Raw genomic sequence first — 25,057 nt, forward strand, 5'->3', positions numbered from 1 at the left:
CGTGGCGGAGGGGCACAGCGCTTGGGCCCGCTCCCGGAGGATTCCGGGGGCGGGCCCAAGGCGTTGTGTCAGCGCGTCAGTTGGGGTGTTTCCGCCGGGGTGAAGCCCAGCTCGGCCAGTGCGGTCGACGGGGACTCCTTTGCTGTGCCCCTCGCGGCCAGGTAGCCGTCGGGGCGGATCAGGAGCCAGGTGCCCGCGGGGGCGCCCAGGGCGGTGGACAGGTGGCCGGCCGGGTCGGACAGGGCGTCCGGGCCCGGGGTGTTGACCGTCCGGACGCGTACCGAGGGGCCGAAGCGGTGCTCGAAGGCCGGTCCGAAGGTGAGCAACAGCCATTCGGGACGCTGGAGTTCGGCGACGGTCTCCTGCCAGCCGGGGCTGGTCGCGAGGACCGGCGCGGTCACGCGGGCCACGCGTTCGCCGGGGCGTACGCCGGCGGAGGGAGCCGAGGCGTGGGCCAGGGGGCCGGCCGCGTAGCCGAGGCCGAGTGCCGACATGCCGCCCATGATCTTGCGCTGGATGCGGCCCTTGACCGGGGGCAGCGAGCGCAGGACCGTGAATGCGGCGCGCAACGCGGCCGCCGCCCTGCGGCTCTTCAGCTGGACCAGCATCGTCGCCATCTTGGTGGTGCGCAGCAACTCCGCGCCCACCGGCACCCGTTCGTCGCTGTAGCTGTCCAGGAGCGAGTCCGGGGCCTCGCCGCGCAGGACCGCGGCCAGCTTCCAGGACAGGTTGACCGCGTCCTGGACACCGGTGTTCATGCCCTGCCCGGAGGCCGGGCTGTGCACGTGGGCCGCGTCGCCGGCGAGCAGGACCCGGCCGGTGCGCATCGAGGCGATCATGCGCTGCTGGATGGTGAACACCGAGACCCAGGACGGCGATTCGACCACCGCGAGCTTGCCGGTGCCGGTGGTGATCTTCGCCGCGAAGCGCCGGGCCACCATCGCGTCGTCGCCGCCGTAGGACGTCTCCGCGGTGTCGAGCAGGCGCCACTTGCCGGGCTCGGGGAACGGGACCATCATCACGGTGCCGGTCGGGGTGCGCATCCAGTGGATGCTGTCCTTCGGCAGGTCGCAGTGCACGGTCGCGTCCGCGATCAGCCAGGTCTCGCTCGATTCGCCCTCCAGCTTCAGACCGAGCTGCTTGCGGATGGTGCTGTGGCCGCCGTCCGTGCCGACCAGCCAGTCCGCCGTCACGGTCTCGGCGGTGCCGTCGGCGTGGACGAGGCGGGCCCGTACACCCTCGGAGCCCAGGTCCTCGAACTCCGTGAGGCGCACGCCCCATTCGACCTCCACACCCCGGCGGGCCGTCGCGGTGCGCAGCACCTCCTCGGTGATGACCTGGTCGACCATCAGCGTGAACGGGAAGCGGGTGGGCAGCCGGCTGTAGTCGGTGTCGAAGCGGATCAGGCGGTTGCCGTTCTGGTGGAGCGTGAAGTGCTCCACCCGCTGGCCGCGCGGCAGCAGCTCGTCCAGGATGCCCATCTGGTCGTACGTCTCAAGGGTGCGGGCATGCGTGGCGAGCGCCCGGCTGGTGGTGGCGGGGCCGGCCGCCGCGTCCACGAGCCGGACCCGCACACCGTGCCGGGCCAGCTCGTGGGCGGCGCTGAGCCCGACCGGTCCTGCGCCCACGACCAGCACCTGGGGTGCGGACGCCGTCGCGTCGAGCAGTGTCACTTCTGGTCCCCCTGCGGCGCGTGCTTGACCGCCTTCCACCAGCCGGGATTGTCGCGGTACCAGGCGGCGGTCTCGGCGAGACCGTCCTCGAAGGAGATCCGCGGCGCGTAGCCCAGCTCTTCGGCGATCTTCGCCTCGCTCAGCGAATAGCGCAGGTCGTGGCCCTTGCGGTCGGCGACCCGGACCACCTTCGACCAGTCGTTTCCGGTCAGCTCCAGGAGGCGCTCGGTGATCTGGCGGTTGGTCTGCTCGTTGCCGCCGCCCACGTTGTAGATCTCGCCCGCGCGGCCCTCGGTGAGGACGAGCTGGATGGCCCGGCAGTGGTCGTCGACGTGCAGCCACTCACGGATGTTGGCGCCCTCGCCGTACAGCGGGACCGTCTCGCCTTCGAGCAGATTGGTCACGAAGCGCGGGATGAGCTTCTCGGGGTGCTGGTAGGGCCCGTAGTTGTTGGAGCAGCGGGTGATCGACACGTTCAGGCCGTGGGTGCGCCAGTAGGCGCGGGTGATGAGGTCCGAGCCCGCCTTGGAGGCGGCGTACGGGGAGTTGGGAAGGAGCGGCCACTCCTCGGTCCAGGAGCCCTCGTCGATGGAGCCGTACACCTCGTCGGTGGAGACGTGCACCACGCGCCGGACACCGGCGCGCAGCGCGGCCTCCATCACGTTCTGCGTGCCGCCGACGTTGGTGGCGATGAACTCGGCGGCCGACTCCAGGGAGCGGTCCACGTGGGACTCGGCGGCGAAGTGCACGACCGCGTCGTGGCCGGGAAACAGCTGAAGGAGCAGCGGCAGGTCGCAGATGTCGCCCTCGACGAAGGTGAGCCGGGGGTGGTCGGCGGGCAGATTCTCGCGGTTGCCCGCGTAGGTGAGCTTGTCGAGGACGGTGACCTCGGCGTTCTCGTACCCCTCGTAGCCGCCCGCGAGGAGTGTGCGGACGTAGTGCGAGCCGATGAAGCCCGCGCCGCCGGTGACCAGGATCTTGTTCAAGGCTCTCTTCTCCGTGCCGCTCTTGCCCGTGCCGCTCTTGCCCGTGCCGCTCTTGTCCGTGTCGGTGTTCGTCATGCCGCGACCTCCACGCGGGTGTGGTCGCCGACCACCAGACGGTGGTGGCGGCTGGCCAGGTCGATGCCCGTGACCGCGGCGCCCCGGCCGAGCAGGGAGCCGTGCAGGCCCCGCACCGCGGAGATCGTCGCACCGTCGAGGGCGATCGAGTAGTCGAGATGGGTGCCGGACAGGACGCAGTCACGGCCGATGGACGTGTGCGGCCCGACGTGGCTGTCCTCCAGGACGGTGCCCGCGCCGATCACGACGGGGCCCTCCACGAACGACCGGGTGATCTTCGCGCCGGCCTCGACGACGACCGCGCCGATCAGCACGCTCTGGTCGTCGACGTCGCCGTCCACGCGGCGCGCGATGCCGTCGAGGAGCATCTGGTTGCACTCCAGGACGTCCTCGACGCGTCCGGTGTCCTTCCAGTACCCCGAGTACTCCTGGGCCCGGACGGTCGCACCGCTGGTCACCAGCCACTGGATCGCGTCGGTGATCTCCAGCTCGCCGCGCGCGCTCGGCACGATCGAGTCGACGGCCTCGTGGATGGCCGGGGTGAAGAAGTAGACGCCGATGAGCGCCAGGTTGGAGCGCGGCACCGGGGGCTTCTCGACGAGCCGCTCCACCACACCCGTCGCGTCGACCTCGGCGACGCCGAAGGCCCGCGGGTCCTCGACCTGCGCGACCAGCACCTGCGCGGCCGGGCGCAGCGCGTGGAACTCCGCGGCCGCCTCGGCGATGCCGTCGGGGAGCATGTTGTCGCCGAGGTACATCACGAAGTCGTCGTCGCCGAGGAAGTCCTGCGCGAGCTGCACGCACTGGGCGAGACCCTTCGGGCTCTCCTGCGGGATGTACGTGATCTCGACGCCGAGCCGGGAGCCGTCGCCGATCGCCTCGGCTATCTCCTCGACGTGGTTGCCGACGATGATGCCGATCTCGGTGACGCCGAGGTCACGGATGTTGTCGAGCACCCGCTCCAGGACGGGCTTGTTGGCGATCGGGATGAGCTGCTTGGGCATGGAGTAGCTGAACGGGCGCAGTCGGCTTCCCGTACCGCCGCTCAGAACCAGAGCCTTCATGGGGTCCTCTTCTGTCGTGGTTACGTCGTGATCGACACATCAACAGGCACATGAATAGGGGATGTTGAGGAGCGCGGGTGGTCCTGTGGCCGCGGGTCAGGCGGCGGGCACCAGCCGGACGGTGGGGGTGGCGGCCTCCGTGGCGCGCGCGGAGGCGCCCTGGGCGAGGCCGTCGGCGCCGCCCTCGGTGAGACTCTCCACCAGGTCGGCGAAGGCGTCGGTGGCCTCGTGCAGCAGGGCCTCCGTCTCGGGTTCCAGGCCGGCGAAACCGCACGGGCCCTTGCGGATGCCGCCCGCGTGCACGAAGAAGCTCTCCGAGACGGCCCGCGGCTTCATCGACATCAGCACCGGGCGAAGCCCGTAGTCGAGCGCCAGCACATGGGCGAGCGAGCCGCCGGTGGCCAGCGGCAGCACGACCTTGCCCGCGAGGCCGAACTGCGGAAGGACGTCGAGGAAGGACTTGAGCAGCCCCGAGCAGCCCGCCTTGTAGACCGGAGTGGCCAGGACCACGGCGTCGGCCGCCGCGAACAGGGCCGCAGCATCGGCGAGTTGGGGGTTGCTGAGGTCGGCGCGCAGGAGCTCGGCCGCGGGCAGGGTGCGCACGGCGAGCGACTCCACGCGGTGCCCGCGGGCGGCGAGCCGCTCCGCGGCGAGAGTGAGCACCTGGTGGGTGCTGGAGACCGGCGACGGACTGCCGGAGACGGCGAGGATCGTCGGCATGGACAACCTCCTGGGATAAGAAGGGAGTTGCTCGTGGTCAAGTCCGGGCAACGGGCGGCGGTGCGAGCCGGATCGGGATCGGCGGCGGCGCAGCCCGGCCGGGGTCAGGCGGCGAGGGCCGGCTCGGCGGCCGTGGCCGCCTCGCGGCGCACCGCGGCGACCCGCTCAAGGGAAGCCAGTACCAGCTCCGGGTCGGCGACGAAGTCCACCAGGCAGGCGATCTCGTCGACACCGGCCGCCCGCACCCGGCGCGCGGTCTCGGTGCACTCCTCGACCGACCCGATCAGCGAGTTGCCCGACAGGTAACGGTTGAGGCCGAGCTCGGCCAGCTTGCGCTGCGCCTTCACCGCGGACAGCACCTCGCGGCCCTGCTTGTTGCCGCTCATCCGGCCGCCCGCCTCGACCGCGAGGGCCTCCAGATCGATGGCGGAGAGCAGATAGTCGCGCAGGCTGCCGCCGCCCACCCGGCGGGCCTCGTCGGCGTCGTCGGCGACGTAGGTGTGCATCATCACGGTGATCGTGCCGGGACCCTCCCAGCCGGCCTCGGCGCGCGCCGCCCGGTACAGGGCGATCTTGTCGCCGAGCGATTCGACGTCCTGGTTCTCCAGATGGGTCAGGATGTTGCAGCCGAGCCGGCCCGCCTCGCGGAAGGTGCCCTCGCTGCGCGAGGCGGTCACCCACACCGACAGGTCGTCCTGCACCGGACGCGGGAAGACGGGCAGCGTGGTCTCGACACCCAGCGGATTGGGCCCGGTCCAGTGCCCGGTGCGCCAGGCCGTCCTGATGTCACCGACATCCTTGATCATCTGCTCGCGCCGGTTCTCGTACTTGTCCGGCGCGATCACGAAGTCGTTGACGTTCCAGCCCGAGCCCACCGAGATCGCGACCCGGCCGCCCGATATGCCGTCCACCATCGCGAAGTCCTCGACGATGCGGGCGGCCGGGTGCAGGGGCGTCACGACGCTGCCGGCCCGGATCTGGATGCGGCCGGTCACCGCGGCGATCGCCGCCGACGTCACCGCCGGGTTGGGGAAGGCACCGCCGAAGCGGTGGAAGTGGCGCTCGGGCGTCGATACGAAGCCGAAGCCGAGCTCGTCGGCGCGGCGGGCCGCGTCGAGCATCAGACGGTAGGTCTCCTGAGCCCGGTCGCCGACCGCGGCGAAGAAGAAGACACCGAAGTCCAGCGGCCGCTCACCTGCCGAGCCGTCCGCACCCTGGCTGCCGGTCTGCCGGGAATCCGCGTTCATTTAGCGCTGCCTCCTTCCCCGTCGGACGTCGTCGCGGCGGGGTCGTCACCATGGGGGCTTGCTGCCCGGCGACACCATGGGGCGGCCTCCTCGCACCGGACTTGAGTCCCGGGCAGGCCGAGCGCTCCAGTACGGCTCAAGTCCTGCGCGAGTTCGACCCGTTGTCATGGATCGAGCGACAGACGAGGACGGCTCGAAGCCCGGGGTGCGGGGAACTGCGCGACCAGCCACGGACGGCCCGCAGCCGAACCCCGTACAACTCGCAGGGTGCGGGGTTCCGGCCCCGCAGGGCCGGCGTCCACCGACGCTCGATCCGGGGTCGAGGCAACCCCCTCACGCTCGGGTGACCCCCATCCGTTCCGATGACCACGAGGTTGCTGGATGACGACTCAGACGCTGGTTGCCGCGGACACCGGCACCGACACCGACCCCACCGTCCCCACCGTCTATGGGTTGCTCGCCGCGGCCGTGGCCACGCGCCCCGACGCCCCCGCGGTGCGCGACGCATCGGGCGTGTGGACCTACGCGGAACTGGACGCCTGGTCACGGGCGTACGCCGACTGGCTCACCGCCCAAGGCGTGGGGCACGCGGACCGGATCCTCGTCCGCGTCGGCAACACCCGCGCCTTCACCGCCCTGATGTTCGCCGCCCTGCGCCGCGGCATCGTCTTCGTGCCGGTCAACCCGGCGATGAAACGCTTCCACCTGAACACCGTCGTACCGGACTGCGACCCGGTCCTCGTGATCGGTCAGGACGCCGAAGACACCGCGATCCTGCGGGAGTTGACGAGCAGCCCGGTCTTCGGGCTCGACGAGGTGCGCCGCGGCGCCGAGGCGCTGTACGACGAGGCGCCCGCCACGCTCGACGAGGCGCCCGTCGCCCCCGACGACCTCGGACTGCTCATCTACACCTCGGGCTCCACCTCGGCGCCCAAGGCCGTGGTCAGCACCCACGCCCCGATCGTGTTCGCGGCCCGCGCCATCCAGGCCCGGCTGAACTACCGCGAGGACGACGTCGTCCTAGTGGCGGTGCCGGTCTCCTTCGACTACGGGCTCTACCAGATCCTGCTGTCCGTGATCGCCGGCGCCCAGGTGCTGCTGACCTCGCCCGACCGTCACGTACGGCTTCTCGGCACCCTGCACGAGCACAAGGTCACCGTCGTTCCGCTGGTGCCCTCGCTCGGCGAGATGCTGCTCACGCTGGCCAGGCGGGACCGCCGCGAGGCACCCCCGGTACGCCTCTTCACCAACACCGGCGCGGCCCTGACCGGGCCCGTCATCGCCCAGCTGCGCGCGGCCTTCCCGCACGCCCGGGTCTCCCCGATGTTCGGCACCACCGAGTGCAAGCGCATCACCGTGCTCGAACCGGACGGCGACATCGAGCGCCCCGGCTCGGTCGGCCGCGCACTGGACGGCACCGAGGTGCTGATCCTGGACGACGACGGCCGGCTGCTGCCGCCCGGCACCGTCGGCGAGATCTGCGTCCGGGGACCGCACATCATGACCGGCTACTGGCAGGCCCCGGAGCAGACCGCGCTGCGGTTCCGCCCCGACCCGGTCACCGGCGAGGTCACCCTGCACACCGGCGACTACGGGCACCTCGACACCGACGGCCACCTCTACTTCGAGGGGCGCCGCGACGACCTGTTCAAGCGCAAGGGCGTCCGCATGGGCACCCTGGAGATCGAGACGGCCGCGCTCGACATCGAGGGCGTCACGGCCGCCGCCGCCCTGGCCCCGGCCGAGGGCCACGACCTCACGCTGTACGCCGTCACCTCCCTGACGCCCGACGAGGTGCTCGCCCAGCTGACGGAGCGCCTGGAGGCCGCCAAGGTCCCCGCCGCCTGCCACCTGCTCGACGCGCTTCCGCTCACCCCGAACGGCAAGACCGACAAGCAGCGCCTGCGCCGCGAACAGAAGTGACCGAAGTTATCCCGTAAGGAGATTGAGCCATGACCACCACTGACGTCTCGTGGGACGCCGGCTTCGAACAGCTGCTGACCTCGGTCCTGCCACGGGTCACCGCCCCGCTGGACCCCGCGCTCGACCTCAAGGCCGTCGGCCTGGACTCGATGGCCACCATCGAGCTCCTGGTCCGCCTTGAGGACCAGTACGACGTGGAGATCCCCGAGGACAAGCTCACGGGCGCGACCTTCGCGACGCCGGGTGCGCTGTGGGCGGTACTCGCGGCCCAGCGCACCGCCGCACACGCCTGACCCGCACGCCACGTTTCCGCCGCACCATCCAACCCCCCACCCATATACGTCCTTTGGAGGACACCATGAGCCACCTCATCATCGGTCTCGCCGTCACCGTCGTCGTCTGCCTCGTCGTGAAGTTCGGCGGGGACGCGCTGAAGAAGCGCCGCGGCTAGTCCGTACCGGCCGTCCCCCGAAGGGGCCCCCGACCACTCCGGTCGGCGGGCCCCTTCCGCATGCGCGGGCCTCAGCCCCTGGCTCCGCCCTAGACCCCGACGCGTTTTCCCAAGGCCTTAAGGGCCAGGGGGACCCCCATGACGGGCTGAGGATGTCCATGCCGCCCGGCACCGAGCAGTTAAGGGGCGCGGGGAACTGCGCGAGAAGCGGGCACGGTCCGCACACGAAGGCGGGGTTAGGGGCGCGGGGAGCTGCGCGAACGGCCTCGGGCGTGGGAGCAAGGGGCAGGGCCCCTGCCGGGAGTGGCAAGGGCCCTGCTGTGAGGCGGAGTTGGGGATCAGCTCACGACCAGCCGCTCCAGATCCTCCACCACCCGCGCCGGACTCGGCATCTCCGCCATGTCCGCCCGCAACTCCTGCGCACACTTGAGGTAGCGCGGGTCGTCCAGCACGTCCCGGATCGCCTCGCGCACCTGGCCGGGGTCGTTCTGCGGGGCGGCCTCGCCGAGGACTCGGGCGGCGCCGGCCGCGGCCAGCAGTTCCGCCGAGGCGAACTGGTCGACGATCTGCGGGAGGACCACCTGGGGGAGGCCGAACGAGCACGAGGTGAGCGTCGTGTTGGCGCCCCCATGGTGGATGACCGCGTCGCAGTCGCGCAGGAACAGGTTGAGCGGGACAGGCTCGACGACACGGACGTTGTCCGGCACCGTGCCGAAGCCCTCGTGGAAGGACGCGTCCGCCGTCACCACCGCCTCGACGTTCTCCAGCCCGTCGAACGCCGCGATGATCGAGCGGTACAGCCCGGTCCCGTTGAGGACGAGAGTCTGGCGGCCCAGGCACACCACGACACGGCGCACCCCGTCCGCGGCCGGCCGGTGCAGCCGGTCGGGCACGGTGCCCGTGCCGTTGAAGGGGACGTAACCGATGGGTGCGCCCGGCGCCGCGCTCGGGTGGCGAAGGGCCGGCGGGCACGGGTCGAGCAGCAGGGTCGGGTCGGGCAGGCCGTCGAGGCCGAGGCGCTCGGCGGTCCCGTGCAGGAAGTTGCGGGCCGAGGCGCGCGAGGGCCCGCTCAGCGGGTCGACGCCCCAGCGGTGCTGCACGGAGGGGATGCCGAGGGCGCCGGCCACGAGCTGGCCGGCCAGCTCCATCTGCTCGGAGACGATGAGGTCGGGCCGCCACTCGCGGGCGAACTCCAGGTAGGAGCTGACCAGATAACGGGCGTGGGTCTCCCACAGCTTGGTGGCGCCCGCCATCTTCGCCGGCGGCGTCGGCCCCATCAGCTCCAACGGGCGTACGCCGGAGGGGAGATGACGCTGGAGGACGTCCAGGCCGTGGAAGCGGTCGCCGATGTCGACGGCCGAGATCCCGGCGGCGCGGGCCGCGTCGGTGACGTCAGGCTGCGCGGCGACCATCACCTCGTGGCCCGCTCCCCGCAGCGCCCAGGCCAGCGGCACCATGGGGGTGAAGTGCGTGGGGAAGGGGGTGCTCAGCATCAGTACGCGCATCGTCGTCGTCCTCCTCGGACTGTGGGGCGGCCTTCTCGGCGGGTGCGGGGGTGGAGGCGGGGGTGGGGGAGTCGGCGGACGCCTCAGCGCCAAAGGCGTCGGCGGGCTCCGCGTCCGACGGGCCGGCGGCCCCGTCGGCCAGCGCGTTCACGTCGACGTCCTTCATGAGCAGGGCGGTGACCAGCGCGACCAGCAGGAGCCCCGCGGCCGTCAGGAGCAGCGTGGACGTGGCGTGCGCGAAGGCGTCGGTCACCAGGTGGCGGCGGACCGCGTCGAGCCCGGCGAGCTGGGCGGCCGCGGCGTCCGGGTCCTTGACGCCGGAGGCTCCGGCCGCGGACGCGAAGCGGGCGCTGAGCACCGCGCCGAGCACCGTGCCGCCGATGGTGGTGCCCAGCATCGTGGCGAACCGGGACGTGGTGGTGACCACGCCCAACTGGTCCGCGGAAGCGGCCGATTGGGTCATGAACAGCGCGATCTGGGTCACGCCGCCCAGCCCCACCCCGAGCAGCAGGAGCAGCAGGTCGAGCTGCCAGACGCTGGCGTCGGCCACGGTGAGGCCGAGCCCGGCGACCGCGGTGGTCGCCGTCGCCGTGGTGGCCACCAGGACCGGCTTGCACCTGCCGGTACGAGTGATGATCTTGCCCCAGCCGAGGAAGACCAGCACGACGCCGACGGCGAGCGGGATCAAGTGCAGGCCGACCGCGTCGAGCGAGACGCCCCGCACGATGTTCAGGTAGTTGATGAGGAACACCGGCAGCGAAAGCAGCGCGAAGCCGCCCACGAACTGGAGGATCGCGGCGGGCCTGAACACCTTGTCCTTGAACAGGGTGAGCGGCATCAGCGGATCGGCCGCCTTCAGCTGCCGGGCCACGAACGCGCCGGCCATCAGGAAGCCGCCGTAGAAGTAGGGCAGGACCGGACCCGAGAACGAGTTGTGCTCGCCGTACGCCTTCACGCCCAGCAGCAGCGCGCACGTGGCGGCCGCGATGAGCACCGAGCCGAGGATGTCGACCTTCTGCCGGGTGCCCTTGACCGGGAGCCGCAGCGCCCAGGCCACGCCGGCCAGGGCGAGGCCCGCGAGCGGCACGTTGAGCAGGAAGATCCAGCGCCAGGACAGGTTCTCGCTGAGCGGCCCGCCGATCATGGGCCCGGCGATGATGCCGGCCGCTATGAGCGCGCCGCCCGCGTTGGAGCGTCCGGCCCGCGACTTGGGCGGGTACAGGGTGGCGATCACGATGAGCGTCATGCTCATCAGACCGCCGCCGCCGAGCCCCTGGACGGCACGGAAGACGATCAGCTGGGTGAGCGAGTGCGCGGTCGCGCACAGCGCGGAGCCCGCGAGGAACGTGCCGAGCGCCGCGAGGTAGATGCGGCGCGGCCCGTAACTGTCGCTGAGCCTGCCGTACAGCGGCTGCGCGGCCGTCGCGGCCAGCAGGTACGCGGTGATCAGCCAGGGGAAGCGGTCGATGCCGTGGGCCGGGTCGAGGTCGCGCACGATCGGCAGGACGGCCGAGGAGATGATCGAGCCGTCGAGCAGGGCCAGTGTCATGGTGGCCATCGCGCAGACGATGAACACCAGGACCTGGATGTCGCTCATGCCGTTCGGATTGGGCTTCTTCTCCTTGGCCGCCACGTCGGCCGTCTCCTGGGCTCCCGTCTTGGCCGCCTTCTGGGGGGCCGAGTCGTTTCCGGTGGCTTCGGCGGTCACGTCGGTGCTCACGCCAGTACCTCCTGACGTGTCGTCAACTGTTCGAGCAGGGGGACCGTGTCGGCCGCGCTGGGCATGGCGCGCACCTCGTCGCGCAAGCGCTCGGCGGCGGCGCGGAAGGCGGGCTCCGTGAGCAACCGGCCGATCGCGGCGGCGAGTTCGGGCTCGCTGTTCTGGCGTTCGGCGCTGTCCAGGGTGATCGCGGCGCCCGCCGCCGCGACCTTGTCGCCCGCGAGGAACGTCTCGTCGAGCTGCGGGAGCACCAGCTGGGGGATGCCGAGCGCGGCGGCGGCGAGCGTGGAGCCGGGCCCGCCGTGGTGGACCACGAGGTCGGCCCCGGGGAAGAGCAGGCCGGGCGCGCTCTCCCCGGTGTACGTCATGCCCTCGGGCAGGGCGCCGATCGCCGCCCGGTGCTCGGGGGCCGCGTGGACGACCGCCTCCACACCTCCCGCGGCGGACAGCGCGTCCAGGACCCGGCGAAGGAGCGGGGCTCCGTCCAGGTCGAGGGTGTAGCCGCCCAGCGCCACCGCGACCCGGCGCCCGGGTGCGGCCGTGTACGTCCAGGGCGTGCCGCCGCCGGTGTGCGGCTCGGGGCGGATCGGCCGGGCGGGGGGTGCGTCGGCGCTCCCGAGGGAGGTCGGCGCGGGGTCGAGGATCAGGTCCGGCTCCGGTACGGAGCCCAGACCCAGGCGCTCACACAGCGGGCCGAGCCACATCCGGGTCAGGCCCAGCATGAACGCGCTGGTGGGGGCCACGCCCCAGCGGTGCCAGACGCTCGGTACGCCCAGCACCTCGGCGACGATCGGGCCGGCGAACTCCATGTGGTCCGAGATCACCAGGTCGGCCCGCCACTCACGGGCCAGGTCGAGGTAGTCGTACAGGAAGTACGGGGCGTGGTTGCGCCACATCTGGGCGGCGCCGTCGATCTGCTGGGCCGGCGGGCGGCCCACCACCTCGATGGGGCGCAGGCCCTCGGGCCGACGGCCCCGGCGCAGATCCATGTAGTGGAAGGCCTCGCCGAACGTGGCGGTCGCGAGGCCCGCGGCCGCGGCGGGCCCGGTCACGTCGGGCTGCCCGGCGACGAGCACCTCGTGGCCCGCGCCGGTGAGCGCGCGGACCAGCGGCAGCAGGGGCAGGAAGTGCGTGTCGACGGGGGTGGCGATGATCAGTGCGCGCATCGGAGGTTCTCCAGGTCACGGACGACGGCGGCGGGGCTCGGCATGGCGGCCATGGTCTCGGCGAGGACGCCGGCGCCCTTGGCGAAGCGCTCCTCGGCGAGCAGGGTGCGTACGGCCTCGGCCACCTGGGCCGGGTCGTTCTGCGCCTCGGCGGTGCGCAGCGTCAGGCCGGCGTCGGCGGCGGCCAGCAGATCGCCGCCCTCGAACTGGTCGACCAGCTGCGGCATGATCAGCTGCGGTACGCCGAAACTCGCCACGGCGAGCAGGGTGTTGGCGCCGCCGTGGGTGACCACCGCGTCCGTCGTGTCGAGGAAGCCATTGAGCGGGGTCGGCGCGATGATGGTCACGTTGGACGGGATGGTGCCGAGCTCGTCGACGAACTCCTCCTGCACCGTCATCACCGCGTCGGTCTCCGGCAGGTCGCCGAAGGCCTCGACGATGCCGCGGAACATGGGGAGGCCGCCGAGCGAGATGGTCTGGCGGCCCATGGTCACGCAGACCCGGGGCTTGTCACCGCGGTGGCGCAGCCAACTCGGCACGGATCCCGTGCCGTTGAAGGGGATGTGCCGGATCGGCGCGCCGGCCGGCGCGCCCTTCACCAGGAGCTGCGGGGGCGCCGGGTCGAGCAGCAGATCGGGCTTGGGCAGGCCGCCCTCGATGCCGAGCCGCTCACAGGTGCCCTGGAGCAGGTCCTCGGCGGTGGCCCGCATCAGGTGGCTCATCGGGTCGACGCCCCAGCGGTGCGACACCACCGGGATCTTGTGCACGCCGCCGACGAGGCACGCGACCCAGTCGAAGATCTCGGAGATCACCAGATCGGGCTTGAACGCCGCGGCGACTTCGAGGTACTTGGGTGCCATGTAGCGGGTGTGCAGCACCCACACCCGGGAGCCGATCATGGTCATCTTCGGGGTGAGCGGCCCGACGATCTCGATGGGCCGCTTGTCGGGCGGCAGCGGCGGGCTGAGCAGGTCCTTGCCGAAGAACTGCCGTCCCACGGACACCGTGTTGAGGCCCGCCGAACGAGCCATCGGGATGATGTCGGGCTGCCCGGCGACCAGGACCTCGTGCCCGGCGCCGCGCAGCGCCCAGGCCAGCGGCACCATGCAGGTGAAGTGGGTGGACTCGGGGCTGCTCAGGATCAGTACACGCATGAGGTGTCCTTGGAGGGGGTGAGGGGAGCGGCGAGGGGCGCGGCCGGTGCGGCGGGGCCGCGGCGCAGACGCTCGGTGTACGAGGTCACCACCCGGTCCGCGATCTCGGCCGGGATCCGGTCGGTGCGTACCGAGGCGGTGATCAGGGCGCCGTCCGGCGTGATGCGGACGTCGAGCTCCAGCTCGGTGAACATGGTGGGCGCGCCGATGCGCGACAACTGGGCGGTGCAGTCGGCGAGTTCGAGGCGCGGGTCGGGGTCGTCCTGCATGAGGAAGCTCGGCATCGGGCGCAGCGACTCGCCGCCGCCGGTCAGCACCACGGTGCGGGCCAGCTGGGCGCCGCCGGTCTCCTGGGCGGCCAGCGCCTCGTCGACATGGGTGACCGCCCGCTCCAGGAGCCCGGCGCCGTCGTCCTTGTGCGGCGGCCAGAAGCGCAGGAAGAGCAGGTCGACCCGGCAGCTGATGGCGGAGGCGAGCACCTCGCTGCCGCGCCGGGCCACCGGGACCTTGACGGCGATGTCCTCCTGTCCCGTCAACTCCCTGAGTACCAGGCCGAATTGTGCGGCGAGGAGAGCGAAGCGGGTGGTGCCGAGTTCGCGGGCCCGCTCGTCCCAGCGGGCGAGCTCGGTGTTGGTGACGGTGAGCGAGGGGGAGTGGCCGGGCCCGGCGTTGATGTCGTTGTCGGCGCGGCCCGGCAGCTCCAGGGGTTCCTGAAGCTCCAGGTGGTCCTCCCAGTACTCGGCCTGCTCCGCCAGGTCCACCCGGGACATCACCCTGCGGTGGTCGGCGGACACCTCGGCGAGGGTCGCGGCCGGAGCCGGGAAGGCGGGGGCGCGGCCCGCGAGCCGGGCGGCGTAGGCGAGTGAGAGGTCGCCGGCGAGCACCGTCTCGGACGCCCCGTCGAACGCCACGTGGTGGGCGACCAGGCCGAACAGGGTGCGTCCGGTGTCCTCGGCGCGCACCGCGGCGCACCGCCACACCTCGGCGTCGCGCACCCGCAGCGGGGTGAGCGCGGCGGCCAGCCAGTCCCGGGCGGCCCGCCGCTCGTCGGCCGCGTCGTCGAGCAACAGCACCTCGGCGGCGGCCGGTGTCTCCGGCACCACCGCGTAACCGATCTCGTTGTTGCGGATCAAGTACCGCGCGTGCAGGGCCTGGTGGCGCAGATGGACGTCGCCGACCGCGCGCGTGAGGGCGTCGACGTCGACCGGCCCCTCGATCCACCAGGTCATCCGGCACAGGCCGCCGAGACCGTCCTTGTCGTGGGCGGCGGCGAACAGGAAGCCGGACTGCTCGGGCGGCAGCAGGATCTCGCCGGGTTCCAGGCCCGGGACCGGGGCGTCGGCGGCCTCGGCCGAGCGGGCCGTGGCGTCGAGCCACGCGGCGAGCCGGCGCACGGTCGGAGTGCGGAAGATCTGCGAGGGCTGTACGGCCGCGCCGAGCACCGCGTCCAGGTGCTGGCACAGCCGGGCCGCTTCGAGGGAGCTTCCGCCGAGCTCGAAGAACGAGACGTCGCCGGGCACGCGGTCGGTGTCGAGCACCGCCCGGAACCCGTCGGCGACCAGGGCCGCCGTGCCCTCGAACGACTCGGCGGGCCCGGCCGGATGCTCCCGCTCGGGACGCACCCGGGCGGCGAGATCGCGCCGGTCGACCTTGCCGTTGGCGAGCTGCGGGAACCGGTCGACGAGCTGGACCCGGCGGGGCACCAGATACTCCGGAAGCAGCTCGGCCAGGCGCCGGCGCAGCTCGGCGGGGCCGATCCCGGCGGCGCCGCGCGTGTAGAACAGCGCGAGCCCGTGATAGGAGCCGTCGGGCTTGGGCACCGGCACCACCGCGGCGCCGGTCACCGTGGCCACCCGCTCCACGGTGCGCTCCACCTCGGCGGGCTCGATCCGGTGGCCCCGGATCTTGATCTGTCGGTCGCCGCGGCCCGTGTAGTGGAACACGCCCTCGGCGGACCGGTTGCCCAAGTCACCCGTGCGGTAGAGGCGTTGGGGGTGTCCGTCGATCTCCACCTCGACGAAGACCTCCCGGGTCAACGCCGGATTCCCGAGGTAGCCCAGGGCGAGGCCGGGACCGCCCAGGCACAGCTCGCCGGTCTCGCCCGGCGCGCACACCCGGGTGCCGTCCAGGACGTACACATCGGTGTGCGCGAGCGCGCGGCCCAGCGGGATGCCGGCCGGATCGTCGCAGTCCTCGTCGCGCACCACGTGTGCGGTGACGACCGCGCCGCACTCGACGGGCCCGTACACGTTGAGCAGCGGGATGCCGGGGTGCTCGGCGAGGAAGGCGCGCACCCGGGGCGGGGCGGCCCGCTCGCCGCCGATGGACAGCCACTTCATCCCGGCGAAGGCGCCGACATCGGTGGTGACCAGCATGTTGAACAGCTGGGTCGTCATGAACGCGGCGTTGACGCCCTCCTCGGCGATCAGCGCCCGCAGGGTGCGCGGCACGAGGACCGTCTCGTCGAGCAGCACGGTGCGCCCGCCGGTCAGGAGCATGCTCCAGCAGTCGAGCGCGAAGCCGTCCCAGGTCGGGGGAGCGGTCTGCGGCATCACGGTGCCGGGGCCGAGCTCGGCGTAGAACGCCCCGTCGAACAGGCGCACCACGTTCTCGTGGCTCGACACCACACCCTTGGGAGCACCGGTGGAGCCCGAGGTGAAGAACACCGAGCAGGCGTCGGAGCCGCTCACCGCGACCGGCGCGGGGGTCAGGCCGCGCGCGGCGGTCAGCGACAGCTCCTCGGCGGGCGGCGCCCAGACGGGCACGGACCAGTCCCCGTCCACGGTGGTCACCAGGAGCGGCGCGCCCAGCCGGCCGGTCACTGCCTCGAGCCGGTCGACGGGCCAGCGGGCGTCCAGGACCGAATACGCGGCCCCGCACTTGAACAGCGCGAGCAGCACCGCGATCTGCGGGATGCCGCGCTCCATGAGCACCGGCACCAGATGGCCCCGCCGCACGCCGCGCGCCTGAAGGAGCGCCGCGTACGCGTCGGACACGGCGTCGAGCTCGCGGTAGGAGACGCCGACCCCCCTGTGGCGCACGGCGACCGCCTCCGGGAAACGGCGGGCCGCGTCCTGGAACAGGCCGTGCATCGTCTCGCCCCGCACGAAGCGGTTCGTGCCCGTCGTGGGCTCAAGGAGTACGGTCATCGTCTTCCTGTCTCCTCAGGTGTGGGAACGTCCGTGCGACCGGCTCTCACGCACTGCTCCAGGAAGCCCACCAGCCGGTCGGGGGTGGGCATCCGGTCGTTCTCGGCCCGCAGCGCCTCGGACCGCTCCCGGTAGGAGGGCCGCCGCAGCAGGTCCTGTACGGCGGCTCCCACCGCGCCCTCCTCGGCGTCCGCGGGCAGCGCGGTCCCCGCGCCCGATGCGCGCACCAGATGCGACCAGTGCTCCTGGAAGGCGTTGCGCGGCAGGAGCAGCTGCGGAAGCCCGTGGGTGACGGCGATCAGCCCGCTGCCGACGCCGCCGTGGTGGACCAGCGCGTCGCAGTGCGCGAGCAGCACGTCCAGCGGGAACGACTCCACCATCCGTACGCCGTAGGGGAGTTGACCGGTGTTCGCGGCCTGCTCGGGGGTGACCGCGAGAACGACGTCGGTGTCCAGGTCGAGCAGCGAGCGCACCACGTGGTCGCGCACCTCGTCCAGGGCGGACGTCGTGACGCCGCCGGTGACACACACCAGGGGGCGGCCCGAGCCGCGCTCCGAGCGCAGCCAGTCCGGAAGGGCGGCGGGGCCGGCGAACGGGATGTAGCGCATGTCGGCGCGGCGCACCCCGTGCGGCGGGCGAAGGCCCGGCGGGCACGGGTCGATCCACACCGAGGGGCCGACCACCGGGTCGGCGTCGAAACGCTCGAAGAGCCTGGCGTAGGAGGGGCGCAGTTCGGCCTCGCTCTCGCAGTGCACGCCGAGCGACACGCCCCAGGTGTGGCCGACCGCCGGGACCTTGACCGCGGCGGCGGCCACCAGGCCGGCCGCGGCCGCCGTGTCGTGCACCACGATGTCCGGGCGCCAGAAGCGGGCGAAGTCGACGAGGTCGTCGGTGAGGGTGTCGGCGACGGCGATCATCTTCTCGATGAGCGCCTCGCTCAGGTCGGCGTCCAGGACCGCGACCGACTCGGCCGCCGCCTTCAACCTGCCCGGACCGAGGCCGAGTCGGCGGGCCGCGACCTCGGCGGTCGCGGCCTCGTCACCGACGGGCACGGCCACCAGACCGGCCCGGGTGACCGGGGCCACGCACTGGGGCCGCACCGCCACCCGCACCTCGTGGCCCGCAAGGCGGCAGGCCCAGGCGAGGGGGATGATCCAGGGGACATGGGCCGGGCCGTGCCCCACGAACAACACGCGCATTCAGTTGCCTCACTCCATCGCGTACGGTCAGTGGCAGGGCAAGGGTGGGGGCATCCGCTCGAATGCGACTCGCGTCCGGTACGAACACGAAAGTGCCCGCAGGGGGAGTCCCTGCGGGCACGGTCGGACGAGCTGCGGATCAGGCGCGGCGGCCGCCCCTGCGGTAGGCGAAGGCCGCGAAGGCCGCGAGCAGCGCCGTCCACAGGGCGAGCACCCCGAGGCCGGTGCCGCTCGGCGCGGAGTTGGCGGCCGCGTCCCAGGAGAGCTGGGCATAGCGGTAGACCGGGGTCTCCTTCGACAGCGGCTGGAGCCAGCTGGGCAGCGTGTCGGTCGGCATCATCAGGCCGCCGAGCAGCGTGAGGGTCAGGTACGAGACGGTGCCGGCGATCTGGGCGAGCTGCGCCTTGAAGAGGTAGCCGATGCCGATGCCGAGCATCGCGAGCGGGGCGATGCCGACCCAAAGCAGCAGGAAGATCTCCAGCCAGGTGCCGGGCGACAGGTCGACGCCCCGGTAGAACTTGCCGATCAGGCCGATGACCACGATCGGCAGGATGCCGAGGCACGTGGCGACGGCGCCGCGGGCGATGACGACCTGCACCGGCGAGAGCGGGGTGAGGCGCAGCTGGCGCAGCCAGCCGAGCGCCCGGTCCTCGGCGATGCCGGTGCCGTTGGTGATGACCACGCCGAGCGCGCCGAACGCGGCCGCGCCCACCATCGCCCGCACCAGGGACTCCTGGTCGGGGCCGCCGCCCGCGAGGGTGACGTAGAGGCCGACCGGCATGATGAGGCTCATCATGAGGTAGCCGCCGTTGCGGACGAGCCGCAGGATTTCGAGGCGGATGTAACCGAGCATCAGGTGGTCCGTCCTTCCGGAGCGGCGGCCGCGTGGCGGGACTGGTGGGTGAGCGCGATGAAGGCCTCTTCCAGGCCCACGCCCGACACCTCCAGGTCGGTGAAGGCGTCGGCGCGGGAGAGCGCGTGCACCGTGGAGTCGGAGTCGCTGGTGCGCAGGTGGACGCGCCCGCCGCGGTGCTCCACGGAGGAGACGCCGGGCAGCAGGTCGAAGCCCTCCTGGCGGCCGCGCGGCACGAAGCTGACCGTGCGGCCCTCGATCATCGACTTGATCTGCGAGGTGGTGCCGTCGGCGACGACCCGGCCCGAGGCGATGACGACGACGCGGTCGGCGCTGTCGTCGGCCTCTTCGAGGTAGTGCGTCGAGAACAGGACGGTGTTGCCGCGCTCCGCGTACCGCTGCATCGCGGCCCACAGCTCACGCCGCGACTCGACGTCCAGGGCGGCGGTCGGCTCGTCCAGGACCACCAGGTCCGGGTCGCCGGCCAGTGCGAGGGCGAAGCGCACCCGCTGGGCCTGGCCGCCGGAGAGCCGGTCCACGTTCCGGTTCGCGATCTTGGAGAGCTCGGCCAGGTCCAGGATCTCCTGGAGCGGCAGCGGCTTGCGGTAGGTCTGACGCACGAAGTCGACCAGCTCGCGCACCGACACCCGGGGAATCATCTTCCCCTCCTGGAGCATGGCGCCCAAGTGGCCCGCCCGCATGGCGAGTTCGGGCTTCTTGCCGAAGACCTCGATGGTTCCCTGGTCCGGCGGGAAGAGCCCGAGGAGCATGTTGATGGTGGTGGACTTGCCGGCGCCGTTGGGGCCGAGGAGGGCGACCGTCTCACCGCGGCCGATCGTCAGATCGATCCCGTCGACGGCGCGGACGCTGCCGTACTCCTTGACGACACCCTTGAAAACGACCGCGGGCGGGCCGTGCTGTTCTGCCATGGGGGGTGGCACCTGTTCCCTTTCCTGTGTGAGTGAGCGCATGTCAGATCAGCCCTTCCAAGGTGTGGACCAGTTCCGTGGGGCCTGGCAGGCATTCGATCTCCGCGCGAACGTCCTGCGCGGCCTTGCGGTGGCGCTCGTTGTCCAGCAGACCGGCGAGGGCCTCCCGGACGAGCGAGGGGTCGTGCTGCTCGGCCTCGGTGGCGAGGCTGATCCCGGAACCGGACTCCTGGACGAGCCGGCCGGTGGTCTGGAGGAACGGCTTGTCGCCGGGCAGCACCAGCTGCGGGACGGCCGAGGCGAACGACGTCATGCTGGTGCCGCTGCCGCCGTGGTGGACGGCGAGCGCGGTGTGGCGCATCACCGGGCCGATCGGGAAGCGGTCGACGACCTTGACGGAGGACGGAATCCCGGCCAGCGCCGCGTGGTACTGGGCATCGATCGGGAACAGCACGTCGAGGCCCCGCTCGGTGCAGGCGTCCAGGACGTGCCGGAAGCCCAGCGGCAGCTCGCCCGTCTCGGCCAGCACCCGCCCGTGCCACATGCCCAGGCACAGCAGTGCCCGGGGCCGCTCGGGCCGCAGGACCGCCCAGTCGGGCAGTTCGGCGGTGCCGCAGTACGGCACGTACCGCGAGAGCAGGCCCGGGGTGTTGTCGCCCCCGGGGAGCAGCGAGGCCGGGCTCGGGTCGATGATCAGGGCCGGGTCGGGGAAGCCGTCCGCCCCGAACTCGGCGCACAGGTCGTGGAGTTGAATCCTGGCCTGGCGAAGGAGCGGGCTGGTGAAGTCGTCCGGGCCCCAGCGGTGGACGACACCGGGCACGCCGAGCGCCCCGGCGACCACGAGACCGCCGAACTCCACCGGGTCCGTCATCACCAGATCGGCCTCCCAGTGACGGCCGAGGTCCACCAGCTCGTCGATGTACCCGCCGAGCCGGGTGCGCCAGCGCTCGCCGGCCGCGTCCCACTCGGAGTCCGCGCGGCGGTCCATGCCGGCCCGGTCGGGCATCGCCACGGCGCCGGGCCGGGTCATCCGCTGGCGGGTCTCGCCGCCGCCGACGAGGCGCGTGTCGAGGCCGGCGGCGGAGGCGAACGTCACCAGCTCGGCGTCGCCCGCCACCAGCACCTGGTGCCCGGCCGCGCGCAACGCCCAGGTCAGCGCCACCATCGGCACGATGTGGCTGGGGACCAGAGCGGTCACTAGGACGCGCATGTCTTCTCCTGGGCGGTCGCGGCCACAAGGGCTTCGAGGTCGGTGACGAGCTGCTCCACCGGCGGGCAGGCGAGGACGGAGCGCCGCACGGCCGCCGCGCGCAGCCGGAAGGCCGGCTCGGTGAGGAGCCGCCCCAGCGCCTCGGTGACGGTCTCGCCGGTGACCCAGTAGGCGGGCAGGTTGATGCCGCTGCCGACGTCGGCCACGTGCTCGGCGGAGTTGGGCTGGTCGTCGTACATCGGTGTGACGAGCATCGGCGTACCGCTGCGCAGCCCCTCGCGGATGCTGCTGTGGCCGCCGTGCGTGACGAACACGTCCGCGGCTTCCAGCAGCACGTCCTGCGGCACCCACTCGGTGAGCAGCCGCACGTGCTCCGGCACCTCGCCGAACTCCTCGGGGTCGCGGCCCACGCCGATCGACACGAGCGCCGTGCACTCCAGACCGGAGACGGCCTCGATCACGGCGTGCAGCACCTCGTCGGACTTCCACGGCATGGACGGCGCCATCGTGCCGATCGAGGCGTACACCACCGGCTTGTCGTCGGGCAGGTGGGCGAGCCAGGGCAGGGCCTTGTCGTCGCTGCGGTAGGGCGCGGTCTGGCGGTAGTGGCGCAGGGTGCGCGGATCCAGGTCGTCGCCGGTGCACTCGGCCGGGAGCCAGCTGATCAGGCCGTGCCGGTAGACGGAGTTGTCGTCCTCCTCCGCGCGGGACGCGGGCAGGCCGAGCTCGGCGCGCAGCCGGTTCAGCGGCTCGTGCGTCACGGCGGGCGGCAGCAGGTGCGTCGAGCCGCCGGCCACCGCGATGTGCGGGATGCCGAGCGCTTCGGCGGCGAGCAGCCCGCCCATCTCCTCGCCCTCGCGGACGATGACGTCGGGCTTCCAGCCTGCGGCGATCTCCAGGATGTCGCGGGCCGCGGCCAGGGCCGGCGGCCCGAGCACACACTCCACGAGCCCGTCCTCGTACGCCTCCTGGTCGCCCCGGAACAGCGGGAGCGCGATCGCCTCGATGCAGAAGGGGTCCTTGGCCCAGTCGAAGCCCGCGGGGAAGAAGGTGAGCCCGTAGCTCACGCTCTCCTCGCGCATGGACTCGTCGTCGGCCACGGCGACGGTGTGCCCGGCCCGGACGGCGGCCTGGGCCAGGGGGATCAGCAGACGCAGATGCGACTTGCCCGCATGGGCGGTGAACAGGATGCGCACGGCGGGTCTCCGATGGGGGGTGGGAGCGGTCCGTGAGGACCGCCCGTCGGTCATGCCCAAGAGCGTGACCGGCCCCGCTCGAATGTCACTTGAGCCGCCCTTGTCCTGACCTTCCCCGGCCGCACTCAAGTCCGATTCGAGAGGCGGTGGCGACCTTGGGCGCATGCCGTATGCCCGAAGGATCCGACCGAACCGCCGAACAGGGGAGTAGCTGGATGCGTTGGAACGAGATCTATGTCGCCTCGCTCGGCACCTGGCTGCCCGAGCCCGTCCCGGTGGCCGAGGCCGTCGCGGCCGGGGAGTGCGGCCAGGAGTGGATCGACGACTTCGGGTACGAGTCGGTGCGGATCGCCCGCGAGAGCGAGGCGGAGGGCTGGACCGCGCCGCCGGACATGGCCGTCGCCGCGGGCCGCACCGCGCACCAGCGCTCCGGCCTGAACAAGTCCGCGTACTCCCTGCTCCTGCACGGCAGCACCTGGTTCCAGGGCCTCGACATCTGGCCGGCCGCGTCCTACATCGCCAAGCGCACCGTGGGCGCCACCGTGCCCGGCCTCGACGTGCAGCAGCGCTGCAACATCGGCATCAGCGGACTCGATCTGGCCGCCGCCCACCTCGCGGCCGGCTACGGCCGGGGCAGCGCGGTCATGCTCACCACCGCCGACCGCTTCGGCGGGCCCGGCGCCAACCGCTGGCAGCTGCGGCACGGCAACGCCTACGCCGACGGCGCGACCGCCACCGTCCTGTCCACCGAAGGCGGCTTCGCGCGCCTCGTGGCCACCGCGACCGTCGCCGACAACTCCCTGGAGCCGATGGCCCGCGGCGACGAGGAGTTCGCCCCCGTCTCGCGCGCCGCCGAACGGCAGATCGACCTCACCGCACGCGGCGACGCCCACAAGGCCGTCAGCGACGAGACGATGACCAACATCCGCTTCGGCAAGGTGATGCAGGAGGCCAAGCAGTCCGTCCTGGACGACGCGGGCCTGGAGATCGACGACATCGCGTTCGTCATCATCCCTTCCACCGGACGGATCAAGGGCCCCTTCCAGATCCACCACCTGCTCGGCGTCGACGAATCCGAGACCACCTGGGAGTTCGCCCGCCGCAGCGGCCACATCGGCGCCGGAGACTGGGCCGCAGGGCTCGAAAACCTGCTGCTCACGGGCCAGTTGAAGACCGGCGACCACGTGATGCTCTACGGCGGCGGAGCCGGCTACACCATCACCACCGCCGTGCTGGAAATCCTGGAGATCCCCGCCTGGGCCGCACCCGCCGCGGCCTGAACAAGCCGCCCGTCACAAGGAGTTGGCACACCCCATGGAGATAGTCGGCAGGGGCTTCCTGGCCGGACACCTGGCAGGCATCGCCGGCCACCACCCCGACGTGGTGGCGCTGGCCGCCGGGGTCTCGGCCGCCGGCGACATTCCGCCGGAGCAGTACACCCGCGAGTCCAAGCGTTTGTACGAGGTGCTGCGGCACTGCGAGAAAACGGGCAAGCGCCTGGTGTTCTTCTCCACCGCGTCCGCCGGGATGTACTCGGTGCCCGACGCCTCGCCCGGCCGTGAGGACGGCCCCGTCTACCCGGCGACCCCGTACGGCCGCCACAAACTGTCCCTCGAAGCGGTCGTCAAGTCCTCGGACGTCGAGTACCTGATCCTGCGCCTGTCGCACGTCGTCGGCTTCAACCAGCCGGCGCACCAGCTCCTGCCCGCACTGGTACGGCAGTTGGTCGGCGGCAGCATCCAGGTGTACCGCGGCGCGCAGCGCGACCTGATCGACGTCGAGGACGTCATCAAGATCGTGCACACGCTGCTCGTCGACGGCCGCACCCGTGACGTCGTCAACGTCGCCTCGGGCCACGCCCCGCGCATCGAGGACGTCGTCACCCACATGGAGGGCCTGCTCGGCGTCCGCGCCGAGAAGTCCTACGTGGAGGCATCCGGCGCCCAGCCCGTCTCCATCGACAAGCTCTGCCGCCTCGTGCCGCCGGTGTACGGGCTCGGCTTCGGACCGGAGTACTACCGCACGGTTCTCGACAAGTACGTCCACGCCTATGCGCAACTGCCGGTCACCGCGTAACCCATCCACCCGAAGAATCGGAAGGTCCACCCCATGAGCGAGAACAGCCCCGTCGTCGCGGTCGCCCACTTCGTCCTCAAGGACAAGCACAAGGCGAAGGGCGCCGAGTTCGAGAAGGCCTACCTCAAGTACAAGGAGGCCGTCGCCGCCAAGGACGGTCTGCTGCGCACCGCGCTGCTGCGCGGCATCAAGGAGCCCGACAACTTCGTCATCCTCACCTGGTGGCGGGACGCGGACGCGCACCGCACCGTCGTCGGCGACTGGCAGTTCTTCACCGCGGTGAGCAGCCGCTTCGTCTACCTCGCCGCCATCACCAGCGTGCACGGCCCGGTCCTGGCCGGCCAGAACGCGGCCGACGGGCTCGGCGAGCTCGCGGTGCCGTCCGCGGACGCGGCGGTCGCGCTCACCACGTTCACCCTGCGCGAGGGCGCCGACCAGCAGGCCTTCGAGGGCTCCTTCCTCGGCCACCTCTCCTTCGTCAAGGGCCACGAGGGCTTCCTCGGCCACCAGCTGGTGCACTCCAACCGGGAGACCGGCGCCTACGTCAACATCGGCTGGTGGAGCGGCCCCCAGGCCTACCTGCCGGTTCTGCGGAGCCCGGAGATGGCCGCCGACGCCCAGATCATGGCCGTGCACGCCGAGGTCAAGGGCGGCCTCTACACGGCGGTCGTCGACTCGGCCCGCACCGAGGTCGCGAACGTCTGAACCACCGCACACGAAAGGCGGGCCGGGTCTTCGAGACCCGGCCCGCCTTTCGTGTC

At 72.1% G+C, this 25,057-nt stretch carries 20 protein-coding genes; 5 read left to right on the forward strand and 15 right to left on the reverse strand.

All coding sequences use genetic code 11. The annotated features are described in order from the left end of the window. Positions 1 to 68: 68 nt before the first annotated feature. The 5 genes from OG432_RS23235 to OG432_RS23255 all read right to left on the reverse strand — a co-directional run bounded on the left by OG432_RS23235 (position 69) and on the right by OG432_RS23255 (position 5,765). Positions 69 to 1,673: an FAD-dependent oxidoreductase gene (locus OG432_RS23235; RefSeq protein ID WP_328312877.1), complete on the reverse strand. Its 1,605-nt coding sequence runs from the start codon at positions 1,671 to 1,673 to the stop codon at positions 69 to 71. Beyond that, a complete protein-coding gene (gene rfbB, locus OG432_RS23240) occupies positions 1,670 to 2,734 on the reverse strand; it encodes a dTDP-glucose 4,6-dehydratase (protein ID WP_328312878.1) in 1,065 nt (354 codons plus the stop codon). Before rfbB ends, OG432_RS23235 begins: the two co-directional genes overlap by 4 nt. Further along, on the reverse strand, positions 2,731 to 3,798 hold the full coding sequence (locus OG432_RS23245) for a glucose-1-phosphate thymidylyltransferase (RefSeq protein ID WP_328312879.1): 1,068 nt from the start codon (positions 3,796 to 3,798) through the stop codon (positions 2,731 to 2,733). Before OG432_RS23245 ends, rfbB begins: the two co-directional genes overlap by 4 nt. A gap of 96 nt (positions 3,799 to 3,894) precedes the next feature. Next, the gene (gene ssuE / locus OG432_RS23250; RefSeq protein ID WP_328312880.1) at positions 3,895 to 4,518 is read right to left on the reverse strand and encodes an NADPH-dependent FMN reductase; all 624 of its coding nucleotides are present in this window, start codon (positions 4,516 to 4,518) and stop codon (positions 3,895 to 3,897) included. Between the two features lie 104 nt (positions 4,519 to 4,622). Beyond that, positions 4,623 to 5,765 carry a MupA/Atu3671 family FMN-dependent luciferase-like monooxygenase gene (locus OG432_RS23255; RefSeq protein WP_328312881.1) on the reverse strand — a complete coding sequence of 381 codons (1,143 nt, stop codon included), beginning with the start codon at positions 5,763 to 5,765 and terminating at the stop codon, positions 4,623 to 4,625. A gap of 381 nt (positions 5,766 to 6,146) precedes the next feature. Between OG432_RS23255 and OG432_RS23260 the strand changes: the two genes are divergently transcribed. Beyond that, positions 6,147 to 7,688 carry a class I adenylate-forming enzyme family protein gene (locus OG432_RS23260; protein ID WP_328312882.1) on the forward strand — a complete coding sequence of 514 codons (1,542 nt, stop codon included), beginning with the start codon at positions 6,147 to 6,149 and terminating at the stop codon, positions 7,686 to 7,688. A 29-nt stretch (positions 7,689 to 7,717) separates the two neighbouring features. Continuing rightward, entirely contained in the window at positions 7,718 to 7,981 is a 264-nt protein-coding gene (locus OG432_RS23265; protein WP_328312883.1) for a phosphopantetheine-binding protein, read from the forward strand. Between the two features lie 496 nt (positions 7,982 to 8,477). On the opposite strand, the gene OG432_RS23270 is transcribed toward OG432_RS23265, so the two are convergent. The 10 genes from OG432_RS23270 to OG432_RS23315 form a co-directional block, all read right to left on the reverse strand. After that, a complete protein-coding gene (locus tag OG432_RS23270; protein WP_328312884.1) occupies positions 8,478 to 9,644 on the reverse strand; it encodes a nucleotide disphospho-sugar-binding domain-containing protein in 1,167 nt (388 codons plus the stop codon). Continuing rightward, a complete protein-coding gene (locus tag OG432_RS23275; RefSeq protein ID WP_328312885.1) occupies positions 9,532 to 11,364 on the reverse strand; it encodes an MFS transporter in 1,833 nt (610 codons plus the stop codon). The genes OG432_RS23270 and OG432_RS23275 overlap by 113 nt, the downstream gene beginning before the upstream one ends. Beyond that, entirely contained in the window at positions 11,361 to 12,530 is a 1,170-nt protein-coding gene (locus tag OG432_RS23280; RefSeq protein WP_328312886.1) for a glycosyltransferase, read from the reverse strand. The genes OG432_RS23275 and OG432_RS23280 overlap by 4 nt, the downstream gene beginning before the upstream one ends. Continuing rightward, on the reverse strand, positions 12,518 to 13,684 hold the full coding sequence (locus tag OG432_RS23285) for a nucleotide disphospho-sugar-binding domain-containing protein (RefSeq protein ID WP_328312887.1): 1,167 nt from the start codon (positions 13,682 to 13,684) through the stop codon (positions 12,518 to 12,520). Before OG432_RS23285 ends, OG432_RS23280 begins: the two co-directional genes overlap by 13 nt. Then, positions 13,672 to 16,833, reverse strand: coding sequence for an AMP-binding protein (locus OG432_RS23290; protein WP_328312888.1), 3,162 nt, complete (start codon positions 16,831 to 16,833; stop codon positions 13,672 to 13,674). The genes OG432_RS23285 and OG432_RS23290 overlap by 13 nt, the downstream gene beginning before the upstream one ends. Next, positions 16,830 to 18,032, reverse strand: coding sequence for a nucleotide disphospho-sugar-binding domain-containing protein (locus tag OG432_RS23295; protein ID WP_328312889.1), 1,203 nt, complete (start codon positions 18,030 to 18,032; stop codon positions 16,830 to 16,832). The genes OG432_RS23290 and OG432_RS23295 overlap by 4 nt, the downstream gene beginning before the upstream one ends. 139 nt (positions 18,033 to 18,171) lie before the next feature. Beyond that, a complete protein-coding gene (locus OG432_RS23300; protein ID WP_161254873.1) occupies positions 18,172 to 18,885 on the reverse strand; it encodes an ABC transporter permease in 714 nt (237 codons plus the stop codon). Further along, positions 18,885 to 19,814: an ABC transporter ATP-binding protein gene (locus tag OG432_RS23305; RefSeq protein WP_328312890.1), complete on the reverse strand. Its 930-nt coding sequence runs from the start codon at positions 19,812 to 19,814 to the stop codon at positions 18,885 to 18,887. The genes OG432_RS23300 and OG432_RS23305 overlap by 1 nt, the downstream gene beginning before the upstream one ends. Positions 19,815 to 19,857: 43 nt before the next feature. Beyond that, a complete protein-coding gene (locus OG432_RS23310) occupies positions 19,858 to 21,024 on the reverse strand; it encodes a nucleotide disphospho-sugar-binding domain-containing protein (RefSeq protein ID WP_328312891.1) in 1,167 nt (388 codons plus the stop codon). Further along, positions 21,012 to 22,220: a glycosyltransferase gene (locus OG432_RS23315; protein WP_328312892.1), complete on the reverse strand. Its 1,209-nt coding sequence runs from the start codon at positions 22,218 to 22,220 to the stop codon at positions 21,012 to 21,014. The genes OG432_RS23310 and OG432_RS23315 overlap by 13 nt, the downstream gene beginning before the upstream one ends. 215 nt (positions 22,221 to 22,435) lie before the next feature. Between OG432_RS23315 and OG432_RS23320 the strand changes: the two genes are divergently transcribed. The 3 genes from OG432_RS23320 to OG432_RS23330 are packed head-to-tail and all read left to right on the forward strand — an operon-like array spanning position 22,436 to position 25,001. Next, positions 22,436 to 23,500, forward strand: coding sequence for a ketoacyl-ACP synthase III family protein (locus OG432_RS23320; RefSeq protein ID WP_328312893.1), 1,065 nt, complete (start codon positions 22,436 to 22,438; stop codon positions 23,498 to 23,500). Between the two features lie 34 nt (positions 23,501 to 23,534). Then, positions 23,535 to 24,296 (forward strand): NAD-dependent epimerase/dehydratase family protein, encoded by a 762-nt coding sequence (locus tag OG432_RS23325; protein ID WP_328312894.1) that lies wholly within the window; start codon positions 23,535 to 23,537, stop codon positions 24,294 to 24,296. Between the two features lie 33 nt (positions 24,297 to 24,329). Then, positions 24,330 to 25,001 carry an antibiotic biosynthesis monooxygenase gene (locus OG432_RS23330; RefSeq protein WP_328312895.1) on the forward strand — a complete coding sequence of 224 codons (672 nt, stop codon included), beginning with the start codon at positions 24,330 to 24,332 and terminating at the stop codon, positions 24,999 to 25,001. Positions 25,002 to 25,057 lie beyond the last annotated feature (56 nt).

It is taken from the genome of Streptomyces sp. NBC_00442 (assembly GCF_036014195.1).
Taxonomy (GTDB): Bacteria; Actinomycetota; Actinomycetes; order Streptomycetales; family Streptomycetaceae; genus Streptomyces.

Coding starts and splice junctions, on each gene's coding strand:
- OG432_RS23260 (WP_328312882.1), top strand. CDS start 6,147: ATGACGACTCAGACGCTGGTTGCCGCGGACACCGGCACCGACACCGAC.
- rfbB (WP_328312878.1), bottom strand. CDS start 2,734: ATGACGAACACCGACACGGACAAGAGCGGCACGGGCAAGAGCGGCACG.
- OG432_RS23325 (WP_328312894.1), top strand. CDS start 23,535: ATGGAGATAGTCGGCAGGGGCTTCCTGGCCGGACACCTGGCAGGCATC.
- OG432_RS23305 (WP_328312890.1), bottom strand. CDS start 19,814: ATGGCAGAACAGCACGGCCCGCCCGCGGTCGTTTTCAAGGGTGTCGTC.
- OG432_RS23245 (WP_328312879.1), bottom strand. CDS start 3,798: ATGAAGGCTCTGGTTCTGAGCGGCGGTACGGGAAGCCGACTGCGCCCG.
- OG432_RS23270 (WP_328312884.1), bottom strand. CDS start 9,644: ATGCGCGTACTGATGCTGAGCACCCCCTTCCCCACGCACTTCACCCCC.
- OG432_RS23295 (WP_328312889.1), bottom strand. CDS start 18,032: ATGCGCGTGTTGTTCGTGGGGCACGGCCCGGCCCATGTCCCCTGGATC.
- OG432_RS23265 (WP_328312883.1), top strand. CDS start 7,718: ATGACCACCACTGACGTCTCGTGGGACGCCGGCTTCGAACAGCTGCTG.
- OG432_RS23320 (WP_328312893.1), top strand. CDS start 22,436: ATGCGTTGGAACGAGATCTATGTCGCCTCGCTCGGCACCTGGCTGCCC.
- OG432_RS23330 (WP_328312895.1), top strand. CDS start 24,330: ATGAGCGAGAACAGCCCCGTCGTCGCGGTCGCCCACTTCGTCCTCAAG.
- OG432_RS23290 (WP_328312888.1), bottom strand. CDS start 16,833: ATGACCGTACTCCTTGAGCCCACGACGGGCACGAACCGCTTCGTGCGG.
- OG432_RS23280 (WP_328312886.1), bottom strand. CDS start 12,530: ATGCGCGCACTGATCATCGCCACCCCCGTCGACACGCACTTCCTGCCC.
- OG432_RS23255 (WP_328312881.1), bottom strand. CDS start 5,765: ATGAACGCGGATTCCCGGCAGACCGGCAGCCAGGGTGCGGACGGCTCG.
- OG432_RS23285 (WP_328312887.1), bottom strand. CDS start 13,684: ATGCGTGTACTGATCCTGAGCAGCCCCGAGTCCACCCACTTCACCTGC.
- OG432_RS23300 (WP_161254873.1), bottom strand. CDS start 18,885: ATGCTCGGTTACATCCGCCTCGAAATCCTGCGGCTCGTCCGCAACGGC.
- OG432_RS23310 (WP_328312891.1), bottom strand. CDS start 21,024: ATGCGCGTCCTAGTGACCGCTCTGGTCCCCAGCCACATCGTGCCGATG.
- ssuE (WP_328312880.1), bottom strand. CDS start 4,518: ATGCCGACGATCCTCGCCGTCTCCGGCAGTCCGTCGCCGGTCTCCAGC.